Raw genomic sequence first — 16,922 nt, 5'->3', positions numbered from 1 at the left:
ACCTCCATTATCATCCTCGCACCAGGCTAGCCCTAAAGCTATTTCGGAGAGAACCAGCTATCTCCAAGTTCGTTTGGAATTTCACCGCTACCCACAACTCATCCCCGCAATTTTTAACTTACGTGGGTTCGGTCCTCCAGTGCGCTTTACCGCACCTTCAACCTGGTCATGGGTAGGTCACTTGGTTTCGGGTCTACATCAACTAACTCTCGCGCCCTCTTCAGACTCGCTTTCGCTCCGGCTCCGTCTTTTCTGACTTAACCTCGCTAATTAACGTAACTCGCCGGTTCATTCTACAAAAGGCACGCCATCACCCCTTAATGGGCTTTGACTATTTGTAGGCACACGGTTTCAGGTTCTCTTTCACTCCCCTCCCGGGGTTCTTTTCACCTTTCCCTCACGGTACTGGTTCACTATCGGTCACAATGTAGTATTTAGCCTTGCGAGATGGTCCTCGCTGCTTCAATCGGGATTCCTCGTGTCCCGACCTACTCAGGATCCTGCTCAGCGCGCTCCGGATTTCGCTTACGGGGCTCTCACCCTCTCTGGCTTACCTTCCCAGATAATTCTGCTATCCTTTGCGCTGCCTTCCTGCAGTCCTACAACCCCAGATGATAAATCATCTGGTTTGGGCTCTTTCCGCTTCGCTCGCCGCTACTAGGGAAATCGATCTTTCTTTCTCTTCCTGCAGCTACTTAGATGTTTCAGTTCACTGCGTCTTGCCCCAACCGGCTATCTATTCACCGCTTGGTAATGCATCTGCATGCATTGGGTTCCCCCATTCGGATATCTCCGGATCTCTGCGTACTTACCGCTCCCCGAAGCCTTTCGTGGTTCGTCACGTCCTTCTTCGCCTCATTGTGCCCAGGCATTCACCGTGCGCCCTTCTTTACTTGACCTTACTCAAGATACTCTCTCGGTCGCTCTTTAGCAATCTGTTCTCTTTTGATTGTTTCTCGGTTTTTCTTGGATTATATTCAGTTTTCAATGTACTAACTCGTTTGAGGTATTACCCTCAAAACTAAACAATGTCTTCGCTACTCATGTGCTTTCCTTGCTCTTGCCTTGGCTTCTCTTAGTATTCCTACTCTCCGCCTCGGCCTTTGCTTTTCCTTAGAAAGGAGGTGATCCAGCCGCAGGTTCTCCTACGGCTACCTTGTTACGACTTCACCCTAATCATCTGTCCTGCCTTAGACGGCTGACTCCTTTGCAGGTTATCCTACCGGCTTTGGGCATTACAGACTCTCATGGTGTGACGGGCGGTGTGTACAAGGCCCGGGAACGTATTCACCGCGGCGTGCTGATCCGCGATTACTAGCGATTCCAGCTTCATGCACTCGAGTTGCAGAGTGCAATCCGAACTGAGATTAGCTTTCAGAGATTCGCTTGCCTTTGCAGGTTCGCTGCTCGTTGTACTAACCATTGTAGCACGTGTGTAGCCCAGGTCATAAGGGGCATGATGACTTGACGTCGTCCCCACCTTCCTCCGGTTTGTCACCGGCAGTCTCATTAGAGTGCCCAACTTAATGCTGGCAACTAATAATAAGGGTTGCGCTCGTTGCGGGACTTAACCCAACATCTCACGACACGAGCTGACGACAGCCATGCACCACCTGTCTTAGTGTTCCCGAAGGAAACATCCTATCTCTAGGACTGGCACTAGATGTCAAGACCTGGTAAGGTTCTTCGCGTTGCTTCGAATTAAACCACATGCTCCACCGCTTGTGCGGGCCCCCGTCAATTCCTTTGAGTTTTAACCTTGCGGTCGTACTCCCCAGGCGGAGTGCTTAATGCGTTAGCTGCAGCACTGAGAGGCGGAARCCTCCCAACACTTAGCACTCATCGTTTACGGCATGGACTACCAGGGTATCTAATCCTGTTCGCTACCCATGCTTTCGAACCTCAGCGTCAGTTACAGACCAGAGAGCCGCCTTCGCCACTGGTGTTCTTCCATATATCTACGCATTCCACCGCTACACATGGAGTTCCACTCTCCTCTTCTGCACTCAAGAAAAATAGTTTCAGTTGCAGTTCCCCAGTTAAGCTGGGGGCTTTCACAGCTGACTTATTCTCCCGCCTGCGTTCGCTTTACGCCCAATAAATCCGGACAACGCTTGCCACCTACGTATTACCGCGGCTGCTGGCACGTAGTTAGCCGTGACTTTCTGGTTGATTACCGTCAAACAAGAATCAGTTACTACCCTTGTCCTTCTTCACCAACAACAGAGCTTTACGATCCGAAAACCTTCTTCACTCACGCGGCGTTGCTCCATCAGACTTGCGTCCATTGTGGAAGATTCCCTACTGCTGCCTCCCGTAGGAGTTTGGGCCGTGTCTCAGTCCCAATGTGGCCGGTCAGTCTCTCAACTCGGCTATGCATCATCGCCTTGGTAAGCCGTTACCTTACCAACTAGCTAATGCACCGCGGGCCCATCCTTTAGTGACAGCTCGAAAGCCGCCTTTCTCAGCTYGAGCATGCGCTCGTGCTGCTTATTTGGTATTAGCACCTGTTTCCAAGTGGTATCCCAAGCTAAAGGGCAGGTTGCCCACGTGTTACTCACCCATCCGCCGCTCGCGCTTCTGACTTCCTACCGAAGTATTCYRTCAAAATTGCTCGCTCGACTTGCATGTATTAGGCACGCCGCCAGCGTTCGTCCTGAGCCAGGATCAAACTCTCATTTTTTAAATGTTTGTTTGAATGTTTGCTCATTCGTTCCAAGATTCGCATCTCGGATTTATTTGCTTGCGAAATTGACTTCGCTCTTTTGTTTTGGGTTCTTTAAACCCGCACATTTTTGCGAAAACATTGTTCAGTTTTCAAGGTACTACCTGCTGTCTTCTTTAAAACAGCTTTTTCATTTTGCCAGATTCAATTGCTTTTGTCAAGCACTTTTTTCTGACTTGTTTTTGCCGTCTTACCTGACAGCGTTTATTATCTTACTAAACCTGTTGCTTTTTGTCAACTGGTTTTGCTCGAATTTTTTGTCGCCCCTTGGCTCCTCTTGCCTTGCGGCTCATTGCCCGACGACAGTTATTAATACTAGCAATTATTTCTCCCTTTTGCAAGTCTTTTTTGTAATTTCTTAAAGTGACTTACTTCTTTTTTCATGATAAAGTTGTCATATCAAGGTTTAGAGGGGAGTTTTTAAAATAAAAAAATTTGATTTAGCAATTATAGGAGCAGGTCCGGTTGGATTATTCTGCGCCAATTTTGCTCATCTTCATGGGTTAAATACAGTAATTTTTGAATCACTGAGTGAAGTAGGAGGTCAGCCAAAATTACTTTATCCTTTTAAACAAATATTGGATATACCGGCTTACAGTTCTATTTCAGCCCAAGAATTAATTACTAATCTGCAAAAAGATGCTGAACATAACGCACAGTTTATCCTAAATCATCGCGTTGAATCAATTAACGAAAGTAATAAAGAATTTGTAATTGATAATAGCTTTATTGTTAAAAGCATTATTATTGCGACTGGCACAGGATTTTTTAGTCCGAAAAAATTGCCGTTGAAAGTAGATAATGAGATTGAAAAAAAGGTTCACTACTATGTTAAAGAACCGCAAACTTTTGCTCATCAGCAAATAGGTATCTTTGGCGGCGGCGATTCGGCACTTGACTGGGCCATCGAATTGGCAAACCAGCCAGGTACAAAAATAAAACTAATACATAGAAGAAAAGTATTTCGTGGCTTAGAATCAAACGTCAAAAAACTACAAAATTTAAAAAATGTTGAAATAAAGACGCCATATCTTCCCAAATCAATTGAACTTAGCGATAATCAACTTAATATTGGTTTGAAAGAAATGGGAAGTAACGACATAATTTCTGCAAAATTTGATCAAATTGTCGTTGCTTACGGTTTCCGAGCTAATAACCAATTTGTTAAAAAGTGGGGTGTCAATTTAACTAACAATCATATAGAAGTGTCACGCACAATGGAAACTAATATTCCCGGTATTTATGCGGTTGGTGATGTAGTCACTTATCCTGAACGGGTGCCGCTTATTGGGCTAGGATTTGGTGAGGCACAAATTGCAGTCGCCGCTATTATGCGCACACTCTTTCCAGAAAAAACCTTAACGATACATTCAACCAGCATTTAAGGAGATGTTTATGACAATAATCAATTTTATTCTGCACATTGATCACCATTTAATAGAAATAGTTAATCAATTCGGGAACTGGACATACTTGATTATCTTTGCCATTATTTTTATTGAAACTGGACTAGTTATCTTCCCCTTTTTACCTGGGGATTCTCTCATTTTTGCCGCCAGCTCATTAGCTGTGAACCCTAAATACAATTTAAATATTTGGTGGATTTATTTCGCTGTTCTAACGGCTGCGGTGTTGGGCGATGCCTGTAATTATGAAATTGGCGCATGGTCTGTTAGACAAGGGTCTAAGCATAATTGGTTTAATAAACTGATTAATCAAAAAAATAGAGCGGCTGCCGAAAATTTCTTTAACCGCCACGGTCCGATCACAATTGTAATCGGCAGATTTATCCCTTTTATTAGGACTTTTGTTCCCTTCATATCTGGCGGCAGCAGCATGCATTACGGCAAGTTTGCGCTCTATAACATAGTTGGTGGAATTATCTGGGGTGGATTATTTACTGTGTTAGGTGCCTTTTTTGGTAACATCCCATTTGTAAAAGATCATTTTTCAATGTTGCTAATCGCAATTATTTTGATTTCTGTCTTGCCAATTTTGATAGTCGCCTTAAAAAAACGTATAACAAACAAAAAGGAGTTCCACTAAGAACTCCTTTTTTATCTTTGCAGCAACTTATTTGCAAAATATAATTCGTAAGAAATGCCTGCAATAGCAAAACATGAGGCAAAAAAGCCCTCAGTAAGGACATTAATAATCGGATCGGTTGCGGGGTCAAATAACCAGGTATTACTACCAGCAAAAAACAAATGATGAAAAGTAATGAAAAAGTTGTCAAAGTTGGCCAAAGCAAAAGGCAAGACAACTACTGGCATTAATAAAAATAATAGAGCCCAAATTTTATCTAAGCGCAATATTTTTTTGTTATGATGCTTGCTCCAAAAATAAATTACTATACAACAGATAAAAGCAACAATTGCTAAAACAAATAATTTTTTGACATCGGCAAAATGCTCCGCTGCCATTCTTGAAGTTGGCAGATTCTGCATTTTTAATTTGTGCTTAAACGGCCAAGTCAAATACCACAACAGTTGGTTATAATTATGCATCACCTGACTGACCGACAAATTTACTGTTTTGTTAGTCTTTTGCACTAAAACAAAGACAAATAATAAGGGCCAGCTCGCAACCAGCGTGACCACAACACTACTTGAAACAGCAAAAATAAAATGATAAATGATAGTTAATATATTATTTTTTTTGCTCATATTTCAACCTGATCCAAACTATTAGTCAAAATAGTAGGTTGTCTTTTCCCTTCAATATCCGCTGCTTTCGTTATTCCGGTGGTAACCAGCAATTGGTCAACGTTACTGTTAAACCCAGCTTTAATATCAGTATCATAGTTGTCACCAACTATCAGCGCATCACTCTTAGCACAGCCGTATTTGGCTAAAACCATGTCAATAATTACAGAAGAAGGCTTACCAATATAAAAAGGCTCTTGTCCACTTGAAGCCGCAATCATAGCGCACTGCGAACCATTACCGGGCATCAAGCCTTTCTCACTAGGCAAATTAAGATCAGCGTTAGTACCAATGAAAGTTGCACCATTTCTAATAGCAGAAACGGCCACCTGAATTTTATGATACGTTAAGTCGGTATCCATCCCTACCACCACATATTCAGGGCTAGTTTCATTAAGTTCAAATGCAGGATTTTGGATAAACTCCTGCCAGAGGCCAATCTGACCAATTAAGTAGACACCAATTTTATTTGTCTGCTTTTTTTGGCATTTTAAAATGTAACTTATGGTAGCCATACATGGTGTATAAATATGAGCAGTATCTGTTACAACACCATGAGTTTTTAGCTTATCCACTACCATTTGTGGTGTTCGCGTGGTGTTATTTGTCAAAAAAAGGTAGTCTTTATGCGCTTCTTCTAAACGCTTAATAAAACGAACTCCTGAGGCAATAGTTTCCTTACCGCGATAAATTGTGCCATCAAGATCAATTAAAAATAGACGGTAATTCTTCACTATTTGCTACTCTTTCTTTTTTTAATTACAAAAGAATGGCGACTGCCATGCTCTTTTCTAACAGGTGCAGTTTCAGGCTTTTTTATATGACTTTGCCGAACACGATAACGTTTAACTGCTTTATTGGAATTTTTCCGGCGCAAACTTTGTCCGCGATTTTTATATGAATTAGGATGCTTTTTACGTTTACTATTATGATAATGATGCACGGGGCTCAAAAGTTGCAAGATAAAATAAGGTCCACCAGGATTGCAGTACTCTAATAAATAGTCAGCAATGGTCTGTTTTTTACGGTCTAGGGCTGTTGGCACATTATCTTGATAAAAGCCCTTCAACCTTAAATGCCCACTGGAAACATCACCAACAATAAAATCGTATTGATCCAAATATGGGTCATACTTGCGTCGCAATTGCTCAATATCCAAAGCTGCTGCTTTATCGACAACTACTTGGTAAAGTTGCTTATTGATTTTTAATTGTTCCTTATCCCAAGCTACAGCGGCTAAGGGATGACGCAAGGGTTGTTCCTGCTCAAATTTATTTTCTTTTTGTTTATTAGTGCTACTTTGCTCTACCATTTGCTTCACTTCCTTGCAGTGGATATTTTTGTGCTAAATAATTGCCAATTACCTCGCGTAAAAATTGCGGAAAAAGAAAATCATTATCGCCCACAATTGCTAAAGTAGGGAAAAACGGCACTAAAACGTAATGGTCTAAAACGGCAATTTGATATTCTTGATAAGGGGCAACCTCTTTACCATTTACAAAAACCACTCTACTCATCGGGTCAAATTTAATTCCCTTATAGTGCATTTGCCCAAAGATTTTTCCCCGAAAACTCATTCCCTGTAATGGAAAATGATCTAAAAAGTGCCGGTTTTTTTCTATTTCCATAATTAAACGCCAAAGATCACTCCCCTTTAATGTCGATCGAACAACGTGCATTGAATGTGGCAGTGCTTTTTGCAAGTCATATTTAGTTAAAATACCCTGTTTAAAAGGCGTTAAGAACAAGCCCGAACTTAACATAGCCAAATCGGTTCCGGCAAAATTTGCAATTGCATTCATGGAAACTTGAATAGCTGCTTCTTTATCATCATTAAATTTTTCAGGCAAATCAGCGACAAGCTCGCGGCTCAAAATTTCTTTACCCTTTTGCCTGTAGTTTAAAATCGTCTCTTCATCGGCTAAATGCGATTTCATCAAGCTTGTCGGCTCAACATGTGGGGTTATTTTTTTAACATGATGGTTGTCATCAATTTCCACATAGGTATTACCAACATAATTGCCCCATTTACCCGTTTGCGTTATCCAGACATCTTTGACTTTTTTACCGTGTGGCAATAAGTCGTGACTGTGACCCCCAACAATCAAATCAATTTCAGGATAGTTTTTGGCTAAAAAAGTATCCATGTTTAAACCAATGTGAGTTATTAAAATTAAAACATCATATTGATTTTTAATCTGGGGTAAAACTTCGTCCATAGTTTCTTTTAGCATTTTAACGTGCCAGTGATTAGGTTCATAAGAAAGAGGATAAGCTGCGGTTAAACCAATTAGCGCAATACGCGTCTTCTTTTTTGTAGTTAATATCTTATATTGCATCGCCCAGTGCGGCATTGAACCATCTTCTTCACGCAAGTTAGCCAGAATAACCGGGAAATTAGCATGATCAAACAATTTTTCGACTACTTCATGTGAATTAGAGATGCCTTCATTATTACCGATAGTAATCGCATCGTAATGAAAACTATTCATTAATCTGATATTAGCTTGACCATAAGTGGCATCGGTTAATGGATGGGAGCGATCCATAAAATCCCCTGCATCAAAAGTAAAAACCTGGTCGACGGACTTATCTTTTTGTGCTTCTCTTAAGTAGCGACCAATTTTAGGAAAATGTTCGAAATGAGAATGTAAATCATTAGTATGTAAGATGCGGATTTTTTCCATTTTTTCTCTATCCTATTTGATTCGATTTTAATACCATATTATAGGCGTCTAAAATTTTGCCTTTTGGTTTCTGCCATTCAACCCAGTCGGGATTTTTCCAGTCATCTTCATTTGTCAAAGTTTCAAGTTTATAAGTCTTATTAATATATTCCTCATAAGTAATCAGAGCTTTAGTACGCGGAATATTTAATTGTAAGATACGTACGCTTTTAATCTTTCCCCGATCAGCGGCCAGTTCAGCGATGCCATTTTGATCAATATTAGAGATTTCAAAATACTTGCTGCCATCATTACGCACAATTTCTTCAATTAAATCCAATTCCTCATATTGTTCATTCATTAATATTCCCCGCATAAATTAAATCTGTGACATATAGCAAAAAATGTGCAACCATGCTATTGTAGTAAACAACAGAGGTGTACACATGAAATATCAAAGCCATATTATTACGGCTCTCATTTTTAGCATCATATTCATAACAACTTGTGGTTTCACTGTCGTTGGACACCGAGGAGATCCCACTAAATATCCTGAAGAAACCATTCAAAGTGACAACTCTGCTTTTAATTCAGGAGCCGATTATGTCGAACTTGACCTTCATCTTTCTGCAGACGGTGAGTTAGTTATTTCACATGATGACGACTTATTTCGAGTGACCCATACACATGCAATTGTATCACAAAATAACTGGGAGGCACTTAGCCAACTTACCTATGATAATGGCGAACATGTGCTGAGTTTACCACAGTTATTTGAATACTATCAAAAACGACCTAATACTAAATTTATTTTGGAAACCAAAATTGATCATTCGTTAGAGCCGTCTTATGAATTAGAAGACAAAATCGCAGCAACAATCAAAAAATACCATATGGAAAAAAGAGTTATGATCCACTCTTTTTCTGCAGCCAGCTTATTTCATTTCCGCAAAATCATCCCTGACGCATATTTAATACTGATCGTTGGCAGTTTGAAACGAATGAACTTCAGCAATTTGCCCCAAGTAAATGCCGTCAATGTTTCTTCTGATCTGATTCTAAACCATGCTTGGCTGATCCACTGGCTACATCAATTAAATAAACAAGTCTTTGTGTGGACTGAAATGGATGAATCCCCTGATTTATGGCAGTGGCTGATTAATAAAAACGTTGATGGGGTTGTTACCAATTTTCCCAGTACCGGCTTTAAGTATAAGTTAGCTAAAGAAGGCACCAAAAAATACGATATTCACCGCAATGGTATCTATTTTGGTAAAAAGAAAACTAAAACAATGATGAACCCGTATGTGCAGGACAGACAAAATAAATATGTCTTTCCCGGCCAAAAGTTCGAAGTAATGTACGGTGTCAGAGCACATAATCAGCTTTACTATCAAATTGCCAATCAAACATTTATCTCGGCAGAGTTTGTTAACATGGATCTAAAGCCAGAGGAGATTGCACCTTATCAAAATAAGCAAATTTTGGCTAAACCGGAAAAAAATGTCCGAATCTATCGTTACCCAGATAACCAAGCTAAAACCGAAAAATTTATGCCCATCAATACTCTTTATAAAATTCAGAATTTTAATGGCAGCCCTAAAAGTATGTGGCTTTATACCTCTTTAGGTTGGATCAAGGCCCGTGATATTCTTTTCTATGGCTTTTTCGGCGAAACAAGCTGGCAGAACTACCGGCAATTACCACGCATGAGCCGTTATTCCAATATTGCATTAACAGCATACTTGCCGCTGCAAGCCGGCAAAACACTAAATATATTGCAACAGATAAAAAAGGTGCAGAAAATAACCAGCAAAAAAGTGCTGCATGGCTAACATGCGGCACTTTTTATGTGACTAAATTGTCTTATTCATTTGTAGTACTCTGCTTTTTCAATATTTCATAAGGCAGCTCAATTTGTTTTTCCGGTACTTCTTCATTATTCATGAGTTTAGTTAACATTCTCATGGCAACTGCACCAATATCATAAAGCGGCTGACGTACTGCAGTTAACGCCGGACGCACAACCGAAGCAATTTGCGTAGCACTTGCTGTAATTATTTCTAGGTCATCAGGTACTTTTTTACCGGCGTCAATAGCAGAATTAAGTAAGCCTACCGCAGCAACATCACGTGTTACGATCACACCGTCAATACTATCTTGCTCTAATTGTGACAATAAATTATAGCCGTCAGAATGATCCTTAATATTAGAATAAATATGACCTTCGCCTAAATTATGATCTTTCATGAACTTTTTATAAGCAGGTATTCTTTCTTGGGCATTGACTACCGTGTCTGGGTTGCCTATAACTAGCGCCAAGTTCTTCCTGCCGTCATTATAAAGCAGGTTCAGAGCTTCTGTATCTGCTTTTTTGTAATCTATGGCAACTGATGGAAATTCACTATGACTGTCTTTGGTTCCAGCCAAAACAACCGGAGTATCAGTCCGTTTAAAAGCAGCAACTGCTTCCTCAGGCAGATTGTCAGACATGTAAATTACACCATCTACTTGTTTATTAAGTAAACCTTGAATCGCTTGATCTTCTCTCATTAAGCGGTTTTCAATACTGGTAATAATAATATTGTATTTGTATAGCAGAGCTATATCATCAATACCTTTTGACAATTCGGCAAAATAAAGGTTAGTCAAATCAGGTACAATTAACCCCACTGTGGTTGTTCTTTTAGATGCCAGACCCTGTGCCACAGCATTTGGTTGGTAATGCAGCCTGTTAATTACTTTCATCACCCGATCACGTGTGTCTTTACGCACGTTGGTATTGCCATTAACCACTCGTGAAACTGTGGCCATTGAGACTTTAGCCTCACGAGCAACATCATAAATTGTAATTTCTTGTTTACGCATTCTTTTTGTTCCCCCATCTTACAATTACTAGTATAAAATTTATCATGATTTTTCAAAAATTGCAAACGTTTACAGCTATTCTTTCATTTTTTCAAGTCAAGAACATGATATACTTGCATTAACTATACATTTTGAAATAGAAGGAAGAAGCTATGAATTTAACCAAATTACAAGAATGGCTGCAAAGTTCCGATAACGATGTTGCCTATATCTCTAATCCAACTACAATTGCTTACTTTACTGGATATGACATGGAACCACACGAGCGGATTTTCGCTCTTTTAGCGTTCAAAGATCAAGATCCTTTCGTTTTTGTTCCTGCATTAAATGTTGAAGAAGCCAAAAATTCAGCCTGGAATGGCGATGTGTACGGCTACCTTGATTCAGAAAATCCCTGGGAGATTATCGCCGACAAGGTAAAAGGCAGAACTAAGAACTACCAAAAATGGGCTCTTGAGAAAAACAATTTGTCTGTTTCTCATTATCAACTCATTCACGCACAATTTCCTGATGCTAATTTTAATGGTGATGTTTCTAATTTTGTTGCTAAAATTCGCCTTTACAAAACTCCAGAAGAAATAAAGCAATTACAAGCTGCTGGACGTGAAGCCGACTTTGCATTTCAAATTGGTTTTGATGCGATTAAAGCAGGTGTAACAGAAAGATACATCGCTGGACAAATTGAGTACCAGCTAAAGGTTCAAAAGGGAGTTATGCACGAAAGTTTTGAAACAATTGTGCAGGCTGGGGCAAACGCTGCTAATCCTCATTTAGGTCCTACTATGAACAAAGTTAAGCCTAACGAACTTGTATTGTTTGATCTGGGTACTATGCATAACGGTTATGCTTCTGACGCCAGCAGAACAGTTGCCTATGGTGAACCATCAGCCAAAGAAAAGGAAATCTATGAAATTGATCGCGAAGCCCAACAAGCTGCAATTGATGCTGTCAGACCAGGAATGACTGCCTCAGAGCTTGACAGTGTTGCGCGTGATATTATTACTAAAGCTGGTTATGGCGAGTACTTTATTCACCGTCTGGGTCACGGAATTGGCAAAGAAGTGCATGAATACCCGTCAATCGTTCAAGGTAATGATCTAATTATTGAAGAAGGCATGTGTTTCTCAATCGAACCAGGAATTTATATTCCAAATGTAGCAGGTGTTAGAATCGAAGATTGTGGTGTTGTAACTAAAAACGGCTATGAACCATTTACTCATACCAGTAAAGAGCTAAAGATTTTGCCTTTGTAAAACAGCAATTTTGTTACAAAAAAATGGCACTAACAGAAATATCAATCTGCTAGTGCCATTTTAATAAATAATTGTTTATGGTCTGTCAAATGGATCTGCTGGTGCGTCAGCTGAGTCTTCCGGTCTTTCAGGCTTCGGAGGTTCGGGATGATTTAAATTATCTGGAGCTTCAGCATGATGTAAATCTTCAGCTACATCTTTAGCATGATCTTTATTCTTTAAATCTTCATCCTTCGAATTATCAATGACGATATCATCAAAATCCTTTAATTCTGAATCATCCTCAACATTCTTAGGGAATGAAGCCAGTTGGTTTTTCACAACTTCAGTACCGTTATCATATTTCTTCTTTAAGTCTTGAACGGTTTCATTGTCCTTAACTTTTTTCTTTAATTCATCAATTTGGTCATCACTAACTAAAAATGAACCGGCAAGAAATCCTGCCGCACTTCCAACAATGGTTCCCAATACAAAACTTGCAAACTTTTTCATAAAAGTAACTCCTTTTACTTAATCTTCACCTTTACGCCGCTTATGCCGTGCAAACGCCGATGCTAAAGCTGATGACATCAATCCGTTACGTTTCCAATGAAAATTACTGAAACGTTTTGCCATCTTTCTGGTAGAGGTGTTAACATCCGAAACGCTTTCGCCTAAATCAGCTGCTGCCTGCACAACAGGATCAATAGTTTTCATTTTAACATTGACATCTGCTAACAAGACATTGGTTTTGTCCAGTAAATCTCCCGTTTGATGAAGCAATTCATCTACGTCTTTAGCGACTTGCTGGATTGACTCGTTAGCACTTTGGATCGTCTTATCTGCTTCTCTAGTCGCATTTGCGGCACGTATAAGCACTGGAATTGTGAAAAGTACTAAAATTAAAAATGCAATGGCAGCTATGAGCCCCGCTAATGCACCATAAGATAATTCCATCTTTTACCTCCAATTCTATACCTAAAAAAAGTCTAGCATGAAAATGCTTTAATCTCAATCTATATGTCATATTTTGTTATAGTTAATATGCATATACGGAAGGTAGTTATTATGAATAAAATATTTCAAATAAACAAAAGTGTTTTTAAATTTAATTGGGACAAGCTTGGTGAACAAGCTCTAACAATACTTTGGCAACTAGCTATTTCTTCATTAGTTTTTTACATAATTGACTGCATTGGTAAAAAAATCATCAATCATTATTTAAACCATAGTAAAAGAAAGCAAAACAAGAGAACACAAACAGTTACTGCATTAATTAACAGTATTTTCGAATATACTGTGATTTTCTTCTATTTATTTGCCGTCTTATCAATTTTGGGCATTCCCATTGGGACACTGCTTGCCAGTGCTGGTATTTTTTCACTGGCTTTAGGCATGGGAGCTCAAGGATTTGTGAGTGACCTAGTTAACGGGTTCTTCATCTTAAGTGAAGATCAATTCGACGTTGGTGACATCGTCTCAATTAATGATCAAACCGGGGTAGTAGTTCAGTTGGGCTTAAGAACCACCAGACTTAAAGGTTCAGACGGCTCTATCATCTACATCCCCAACCGCAATATCTCTATCGTACAAAATTTGGCTCACGGTGGTATTGGACTGGATATTAATATTCAGCTTAAGGCCAATAACGATTTTGCCCAAGTTCATGATTTAATTAATCAAATAAATAATAAATTGAGTACCAATATTAAAGTTTTAGTCCAGGAGCCAAAAATAGTGGGCATTACAGCGCAAACGGCACAAACAGTCAACTATGTTGTCCACTTTCAAGTTAAACCCGGTTACGAAAAAGAAGTACAAGATGAATACTTAACACAATATTTGAAAATCTTGCAAAAAAATCAAATTCACCTAGCAGAATAAAATAAAAGAGCCTGGGAAAAAACTCTAACCTAACTAAAAAGGCTGACAAATCACGTCAATAAAACGTTGATTTGTCGGTCTTTTTAAATTGTGAAAGGTTTTAAGTTAACTTCAAAGAACATTTTTCCAGGCTCTTTTGTTTTATTCAAATTGTTCAAGCCAAGCAGGTAATTTTTGCAGCAATTGGGAAATTGCTCTACCGCGATGGGATAAACTGTTTTTTTCCGCTGTCGTCATTTCCGCAAAAGTTTTTTGCTTTTCAGGCACAAAGAATAGTGGATCATAGCCAAAACCATCTTCACCTTGTGGAGCTGGTAAAATCAAACCAGCACATTGACCTGAAACAACCAAATCTTGGTCAAAATGACCCGGTTTTGATGCGACAATAGTGGTGTTAAATTTGGCAGTCCGCTGTTTTAACGGCACACCACCAAGCTCTGCCAGTAGTTTAGCATTATTCTTATGATCATTATGTTCAATTCCTGCATAGCGGGCAGAATGAACTCCAGGAGCACCATCAAGCGCATCAACCATCAAACCGGAATCATCAGCTATCGTCAGCATTTGACTATAATCCGCTAATTCGTGCGCCTTTAATTTGGCATTTTGCTCAAAAGTGGTGCCGTATTCTTCCACCACTGGTGGTCTATCCAAATCAGCATTAGTTTTAATTGTGGCAGTAATACCAGCATTCTTAAAAGCTGCACGCAGTTCTGTTGCTTTTCCCTTGTTAGTAGTCGCAAATAAGATTTCCATTATTTAGATCCTTTCTCTAAAGTTGCTGAGCCTGAAACTGCTGGTCATTCAATACCAAACGGCCAAGTTCGTCAAACAGTGCCACATTTCCCGTTGTAAAGTATTCGTGTTTACCTTCAGCTATGTTAGTAGAGAACAGCTGGTCTCTTTTCATAACGTTATACGTATACTGAGCAACTTGGTCTGCCGGATCAATTATTTGAACATCAGGTTTCAAGCACTGAGCAAATTCTTTTTGAATAATTGGGTAATGAGTACAACCCAAGATTAAGGTATCAAAGTCCAAATTAATAATCGGTGCCAAAGTCTTTTTAAGCTCGGTCATATAGGCTTTGTGGCCCGCATCAGCTTCAATTAAAGGCACAATTTTAGGAGCAGCTAGTTCAATAGTCTCTATTTGCGGATCACGTGTTTGAATTTCCTTTTGGTAAGCATGTGAACCAACTGTCATTTTTGTAGCCACTACAGCAACCTTTTTATTTTTGGTAGTATTTGCTGCTGCCAGCGCACCCGACTGGATTACGCCGATTATTTGGGGCTCAATTTCCTTTTGAATAAAGTTCATGGCCACAGCAGTCGCTGTATTACATGCAAATATAATTAACTTCACGTTTTTACTTAATAAAAACTTAACACTTTGGGTCGTTAGGGCAATTATTTCTTCTTTTGTCTTGTCCCCATAAGGAATATGGGCATTATCACCAATAAAAACAGTCGATTCATGAGGCATCTTGGCAATAATTTTTTTAACTACTGTCAACCCGCCAACACCAGAATCCAGCAAGCCAATTGGTCGATTATCCATAATAAAAGTCTCCCTAAATAATTTATACTTCAATCAATTTTACGGTAAAATAAAAGAAAATAAAAGGGATGAATTTCTTTATGCAAGACAATAACCAACATGAACACGTATATTTTGTTAATCAACTATACCGCGACTTCTTATTACCTACTATTTTAGGCACAGATAATGATGCTATTCTTTATTGGGGTGGCAAGCGTATTGCCCGAAAATATGACTTATTGTCATTTGAAGATGTGGTTAGCTTTTTTAATACTGCCGAATTTGGCTTATTGGAAAAGACCAAAACCCATCGCAATGAAGAAGTTTTCAAATTAACAGGTCAAAGCGTCACGGACCGCATTAATAGTGGCAGTCAGGAGTTTTCCTTAGAAGCTGGAATAGTTGCCGAAGCAATACAAAAGGAAACCGGGCGCACAACCGAATGTGAAATAAAAATAGATGACCGCAAAAAAGAAGTAAAATTGCTGGCAAAATTTGATTAAATTCTCAAAAACAAATAATTTAGTTTTTTACCATTTTTGCAATATTATTAAAGTAGGAATGGAGGAAATAAGATGCTAAGAGAATTTAAAGAATTTATTGAACGTGGCAATGTTATTGATTTAGCCGTTGGTGTAATTATTGGTGGTGCTTTTACCAACATTGTTAATTCATTGGTAAACAATTTGATCAATCCACTTTTAGGTTTATTTATCGGAAAAATAGATCTCTCCAACTTGGTATTTAAAGCAGGTGGAGCCACCTTTAGGTATGGTGAATTTATCAATACAGTCATTAACTTTATAATTATTGCTTTTATTGTCTTTTTGCTAGTTAAAGCTGTCAATAAAGTAATGAGGCATAATGACCAAAAACAACCAGCTGGTCCGTCTGCAGAAGATTACCTTAAAGAAATCCGCGACTTATTAAAAGAAAAAAGCAATTAAAAAAATTCCTGCATTTGCAGGAATTTTTTATTTAGTATATTGATCTAAAATCTGACTAAGTTTTGCCTTAGGGGTATAACCGGTAATACGGTCAACAATTTCACCATTCTTCTTGATCAACAAAGTAGGAATAGCCATGACCCCTAAAGAACTAGGTACTTCTTTATTTTGGTCAACATCCATCTTAGTAAACTTGACGTCTTGGCGCTCCTCAGCTAATTCATCAACTACTGGTGATTGCATTTTACATGGACCACACCAAGTTGCCCAAAAGTCTGTTAAAACGACACCGTCTTTTGTTTCTTCTTCAAAGTTCTGATCTGTAAGTTCATCAACCATGAAAAAACCTCCT

At 39.1% G+C, this 16,922-nt stretch carries 18 protein-coding genes and 2 rRNA genes (1 of these 20 only partly in view); 7 read left to right on the top strand and 13 right to left on the bottom strand.

Annotated features, from left to right (window positions below; translation table 11 throughout):
* Window positions 1-899 (bottom strand): 23S ribosomal RNA (locus LACWKB8_RS02315); it reaches 2,010 nt to the left of the window's first position.
* Window positions 900-1,117: 218 nt separating this feature from the next.
* Window positions 1,118-2,683, bottom strand: a 16S ribosomal RNA gene (locus LACWKB8_RS02310).
* Together the 16S and 23S rRNA genes form the textbook arrangement of a ribosomal RNA operon.
* 467 nt (window positions 2,684-3,150) lie before the next feature.
* Here LACWKB8_RS02310 and LACWKB8_RS02305 point away from each other — a divergent pair.
* Together LACWKB8_RS02305 and LACWKB8_RS02300 are read left to right on the top strand one after the other, a co-directional pair.
* Complete coding sequence (locus LACWKB8_RS02305) at window positions 3,151-4,110, top strand: NAD(P)/FAD-dependent oxidoreductase (protein WP_082229318.1); 960 nt, start codon at window positions 3,151-3,153, stop codon at window positions 4,108-4,110.
* 10 nt (window positions 4,111-4,120) lie between these two features.
* Window positions 4,121-4,771 carry a VTT domain-containing protein gene (locus LACWKB8_RS02300; RefSeq protein WP_038521545.1) on the top strand — a complete coding sequence of 217 codons (651 nt, stop codon included), beginning with the start codon at window positions 4,121-4,123 and terminating at the stop codon, window positions 4,769-4,771.
* Window positions 4,772-4,782: 11 nt separating this feature from the next.
* Here the strand turns inward: LACWKB8_RS02300 and LACWKB8_RS02295 are convergent, their stop codons facing one another.
* From LACWKB8_RS02295 to LACWKB8_RS02275, 5 genes are read right to left on the bottom strand one after another with little or no spacing between them, the layout of a single operon-like run.
* Complete coding sequence (locus LACWKB8_RS02295; RefSeq protein ID WP_038521542.1) at window positions 4,783-5,391, bottom strand: TIGR01906 family membrane protein; 609 nt, start codon at window positions 5,389-5,391, stop codon at window positions 4,783-4,785.
* Window positions 5,388-6,164 carry a TIGR01457 family HAD-type hydrolase gene (locus LACWKB8_RS02290; protein WP_038521540.1) on the bottom strand — a complete coding sequence of 259 codons (777 nt, stop codon included), beginning with the start codon at window positions 6,162-6,164 and terminating at the stop codon, window positions 5,388-5,390. The genes LACWKB8_RS02295 and LACWKB8_RS02290 overlap by 4 nt, the downstream gene beginning before the upstream one ends.
* Complete coding sequence (locus LACWKB8_RS02285) at window positions 6,164-6,742, bottom strand: YutD family protein (protein ID WP_038521536.1); 579 nt, start codon at window positions 6,740-6,742, stop codon at window positions 6,164-6,166. Before LACWKB8_RS02285 ends, LACWKB8_RS02290 begins: the two co-directional genes overlap by 1 nt.
* The gene (locus LACWKB8_RS02280; RefSeq protein ID WP_038521534.1) at window positions 6,726-8,117 is read right to left on the bottom strand and encodes a bifunctional UDP-sugar hydrolase/5'-nucleotidase; all 1,392 of its coding nucleotides are present in this window, start codon (window positions 8,115-8,117) and stop codon (window positions 6,726-6,728) included. The genes LACWKB8_RS02285 and LACWKB8_RS02280 overlap by 17 nt, the downstream gene beginning before the upstream one ends.
* A gap of 7 nt (window positions 8,118-8,124) precedes the next feature.
* Window positions 8,125-8,457, bottom strand: coding sequence for a hypothetical protein (locus LACWKB8_RS02275; protein ID WP_038521531.1), 333 nt, complete (start codon window positions 8,455-8,457; stop codon window positions 8,125-8,127).
* An 85-nt stretch (window positions 8,458-8,542) separates the two neighbouring features.
* Between LACWKB8_RS02275 and LACWKB8_RS02270 the strand changes: the two genes are divergently transcribed.
* The gene (locus LACWKB8_RS02270; protein ID WP_038521528.1) at window positions 8,543-9,931 is read left to right on the top strand and encodes a glycerophosphodiester phosphodiesterase; all 1,389 of its coding nucleotides are present in this window, start codon (window positions 8,543-8,545) and stop codon (window positions 9,929-9,931) included.
* Window positions 9,932-9,962: 31 nt separating this feature from the next.
* Here LACWKB8_RS02270 and LACWKB8_RS02265 read toward each other — a convergent pair whose 3' ends face one another.
* On the bottom strand, window positions 9,963-10,964 hold the full coding sequence (locus tag LACWKB8_RS02265) for a substrate-binding domain-containing protein (protein WP_038521525.1): 1,002 nt from the start codon (window positions 10,962-10,964) through the stop codon (window positions 9,963-9,965).
* A gap of 152 nt (window positions 10,965-11,116) precedes the next feature.
* Here LACWKB8_RS02265 and LACWKB8_RS02260 point away from each other — a divergent pair, with 152 nt between their 5' ends.
* On the top strand, window positions 11,117-12,217 hold the full coding sequence (locus LACWKB8_RS02260) for an aminopeptidase P family protein (protein WP_038521522.1): 1,101 nt from the start codon (window positions 11,117-11,119) through the stop codon (window positions 12,215-12,217).
* A gap of 75 nt (window positions 12,218-12,292) precedes the next feature.
* Here LACWKB8_RS02260 and LACWKB8_RS02255 read toward each other — a convergent pair whose 3' ends face one another.
* Both LACWKB8_RS02255 and LACWKB8_RS02250 read right to left on the bottom strand, forming a co-directional pair.
* A complete protein-coding gene (locus tag LACWKB8_RS02255) occupies window positions 12,293-12,709 on the bottom strand; it encodes a hypothetical protein (RefSeq protein ID WP_052059636.1) in 417 nt (138 codons plus the stop codon).
* A gap of 18 nt (window positions 12,710-12,727) precedes the next feature.
* Window positions 12,728-13,153 carry a DUF948 domain-containing protein gene (locus LACWKB8_RS02250; protein ID WP_038521519.1) on the bottom strand — a complete coding sequence of 142 codons (426 nt, stop codon included), beginning with the start codon at window positions 13,151-13,153 and terminating at the stop codon, window positions 12,728-12,730.
* A 111-nt stretch (window positions 13,154-13,264) separates the two neighbouring features.
* On the opposite strand from LACWKB8_RS02250, the gene LACWKB8_RS02245 reads away from it, so the two are divergent.
* A complete protein-coding gene (locus LACWKB8_RS02245) occupies window positions 13,265-14,080 on the top strand; it encodes a mechanosensitive ion channel family protein (RefSeq protein ID WP_038521516.1) in 816 nt (271 codons plus the stop codon).
* Window positions 14,081-14,221: 141 nt separating this feature from the next.
* Here LACWKB8_RS02245 and LACWKB8_RS02240 read toward each other — a convergent pair whose 3' ends face one another.
* Window positions 14,222-14,836: an XTP/dITP diphosphatase gene (locus tag LACWKB8_RS02240; protein ID WP_038521514.1), complete on the bottom strand. Its 615-nt coding sequence runs from the start codon at window positions 14,834-14,836 to the stop codon at window positions 14,222-14,224.
* Between the two features lie 16 nt (window positions 14,837-14,852).
* Window positions 14,853-15,641 carry a glutamate racemase gene (gene murI / locus LACWKB8_RS02235; protein WP_038521512.1) on the bottom strand — a complete coding sequence of 263 codons (789 nt, stop codon included), beginning with the start codon at window positions 15,639-15,641 and terminating at the stop codon, window positions 14,853-14,855.
* Between the two features lie 80 nt (window positions 15,642-15,721).
* On the opposite strand from murI, the gene LACWKB8_RS02230 reads away from it, so the two are divergent.
* Both LACWKB8_RS02230 and mscL read left to right on the top strand, forming a co-directional pair.
* The gene (locus tag LACWKB8_RS02230) at window positions 15,722-16,126 is read left to right on the top strand and encodes a YslB family protein (RefSeq protein WP_038524923.1); all 405 of its coding nucleotides are present in this window, start codon (window positions 15,722-15,724) and stop codon (window positions 16,124-16,126) included.
* A 72-nt stretch (window positions 16,127-16,198) separates the two neighbouring features.
* Window positions 16,199-16,570 (top strand): large-conductance mechanosensitive channel protein MscL, encoded by a 372-nt coding sequence (gene mscL, locus LACWKB8_RS02225; protein WP_038521509.1) that lies wholly within the window; start codon window positions 16,199-16,201, stop codon window positions 16,568-16,570.
* A gap of 27 nt (window positions 16,571-16,597) precedes the next feature.
* Here the strand turns inward: mscL and trxA are convergent, their stop codons facing one another.
* Window positions 16,598-16,909 carry a thioredoxin gene (gene trxA, locus LACWKB8_RS02220; protein ID WP_034980713.1) on the bottom strand — a complete coding sequence of 104 codons (312 nt, stop codon included), beginning with the start codon at window positions 16,907-16,909 and terminating at the stop codon, window positions 16,598-16,600.
* Window positions 16,910-16,922 lie beyond the last annotated feature (13 nt).

It is taken from the genome of Lactobacillus sp. wkB8 (assembly GCF_000761135.1).
GTDB classification, from domain to species: domain Bacteria; phylum Bacillota; class Bacilli; order Lactobacillales; family Lactobacillaceae; genus Lactobacillus; species Lactobacillus helsingborgensis.
This window is presented reverse-complemented; position numbering and strand designations above follow the sequence as displayed.

Bases quoted from the DNA above. Each gene is read 5' to 3' on its own strand.
- LACWKB8_RS02265 (WP_038521525.1), bottom strand. From the start codon at position 10,964: ATGCGTAAACAAGAAATTACAATTTATGATGTTGCTCGTGAGGCTAAA.
- trxA (WP_034980713.1), bottom strand. From the start codon at position 16,909: ATGGTTGATGAACTTACAGATCAGAACTTTGAAGAAGAAACAAAAGAC.
- LACWKB8_RS02280 (WP_038521534.1), bottom strand. From the start codon at position 8,117: ATGGAAAAAATCCGCATCTTACATACTAATGATTTACATTCTCATTTC.
- LACWKB8_RS02285 (WP_038521536.1), bottom strand. From the start codon at position 6,742: ATGGTAGAGCAAAGTAGCACTAATAAACAAAAAGAAAATAAATTTGAG.
- LACWKB8_RS02230 (WP_038524923.1), top strand. From the start codon at position 15,722: ATGCAAGACAATAACCAACATGAACACGTATATTTTGTTAATCAACTA.
- LACWKB8_RS02245 (WP_038521516.1), top strand. From the start codon at position 13,265: ATGAATAAAATATTTCAAATAAACAAAAGTGTTTTTAAATTTAATTGG.
- LACWKB8_RS02250 (WP_038521519.1), bottom strand. From the start codon at position 13,153: ATGGAATTATCTTATGGTGCATTAGCGGGGCTCATAGCTGCCATTGCA.
- LACWKB8_RS02240 (WP_038521514.1), bottom strand. From the start codon at position 14,836: ATGGAAATCTTATTTGCGACTACTAACAAGGGAAAAGCAACAGAACTG.
- LACWKB8_RS02295 (WP_038521542.1), bottom strand. From the start codon at position 5,391: ATGAGCAAAAAAAATAATATATTAACTATCATTTATCATTTTATTTTT.
- LACWKB8_RS02275 (WP_038521531.1), bottom strand. From the start codon at position 8,457: ATGAATGAACAATATGAGGAATTGGATTTAATTGAAGAAATTGTGCGT.
- LACWKB8_RS02260 (WP_038521522.1), top strand. From the start codon at position 11,117: ATGAATTTAACCAAATTACAAGAATGGCTGCAAAGTTCCGATAACGAT.
- LACWKB8_RS02270 (WP_038521528.1), top strand. From the start codon at position 8,543: ATGAAATATCAAAGCCATATTATTACGGCTCTCATTTTTAGCATCATA.
- LACWKB8_RS02300 (WP_038521545.1), top strand. From the start codon at position 4,121: ATGACAATAATCAATTTTATTCTGCACATTGATCACCATTTAATAGAA.
- mscL (WP_038521509.1), top strand. From the start codon at position 16,199: ATGCTAAGAGAATTTAAAGAATTTATTGAACGTGGCAATGTTATTGAT.
- murI (WP_038521512.1), bottom strand. From the start codon at position 15,641: ATGGATAATCGACCAATTGGCTTGCTGGATTCTGGTGTTGGCGGGTTG.
- LACWKB8_RS02255 (WP_052059636.1), bottom strand. From the start codon at position 12,709: ATGAAAAAGTTTGCAAGTTTTGTATTGGGAACCATTGTTGGAAGTGCG.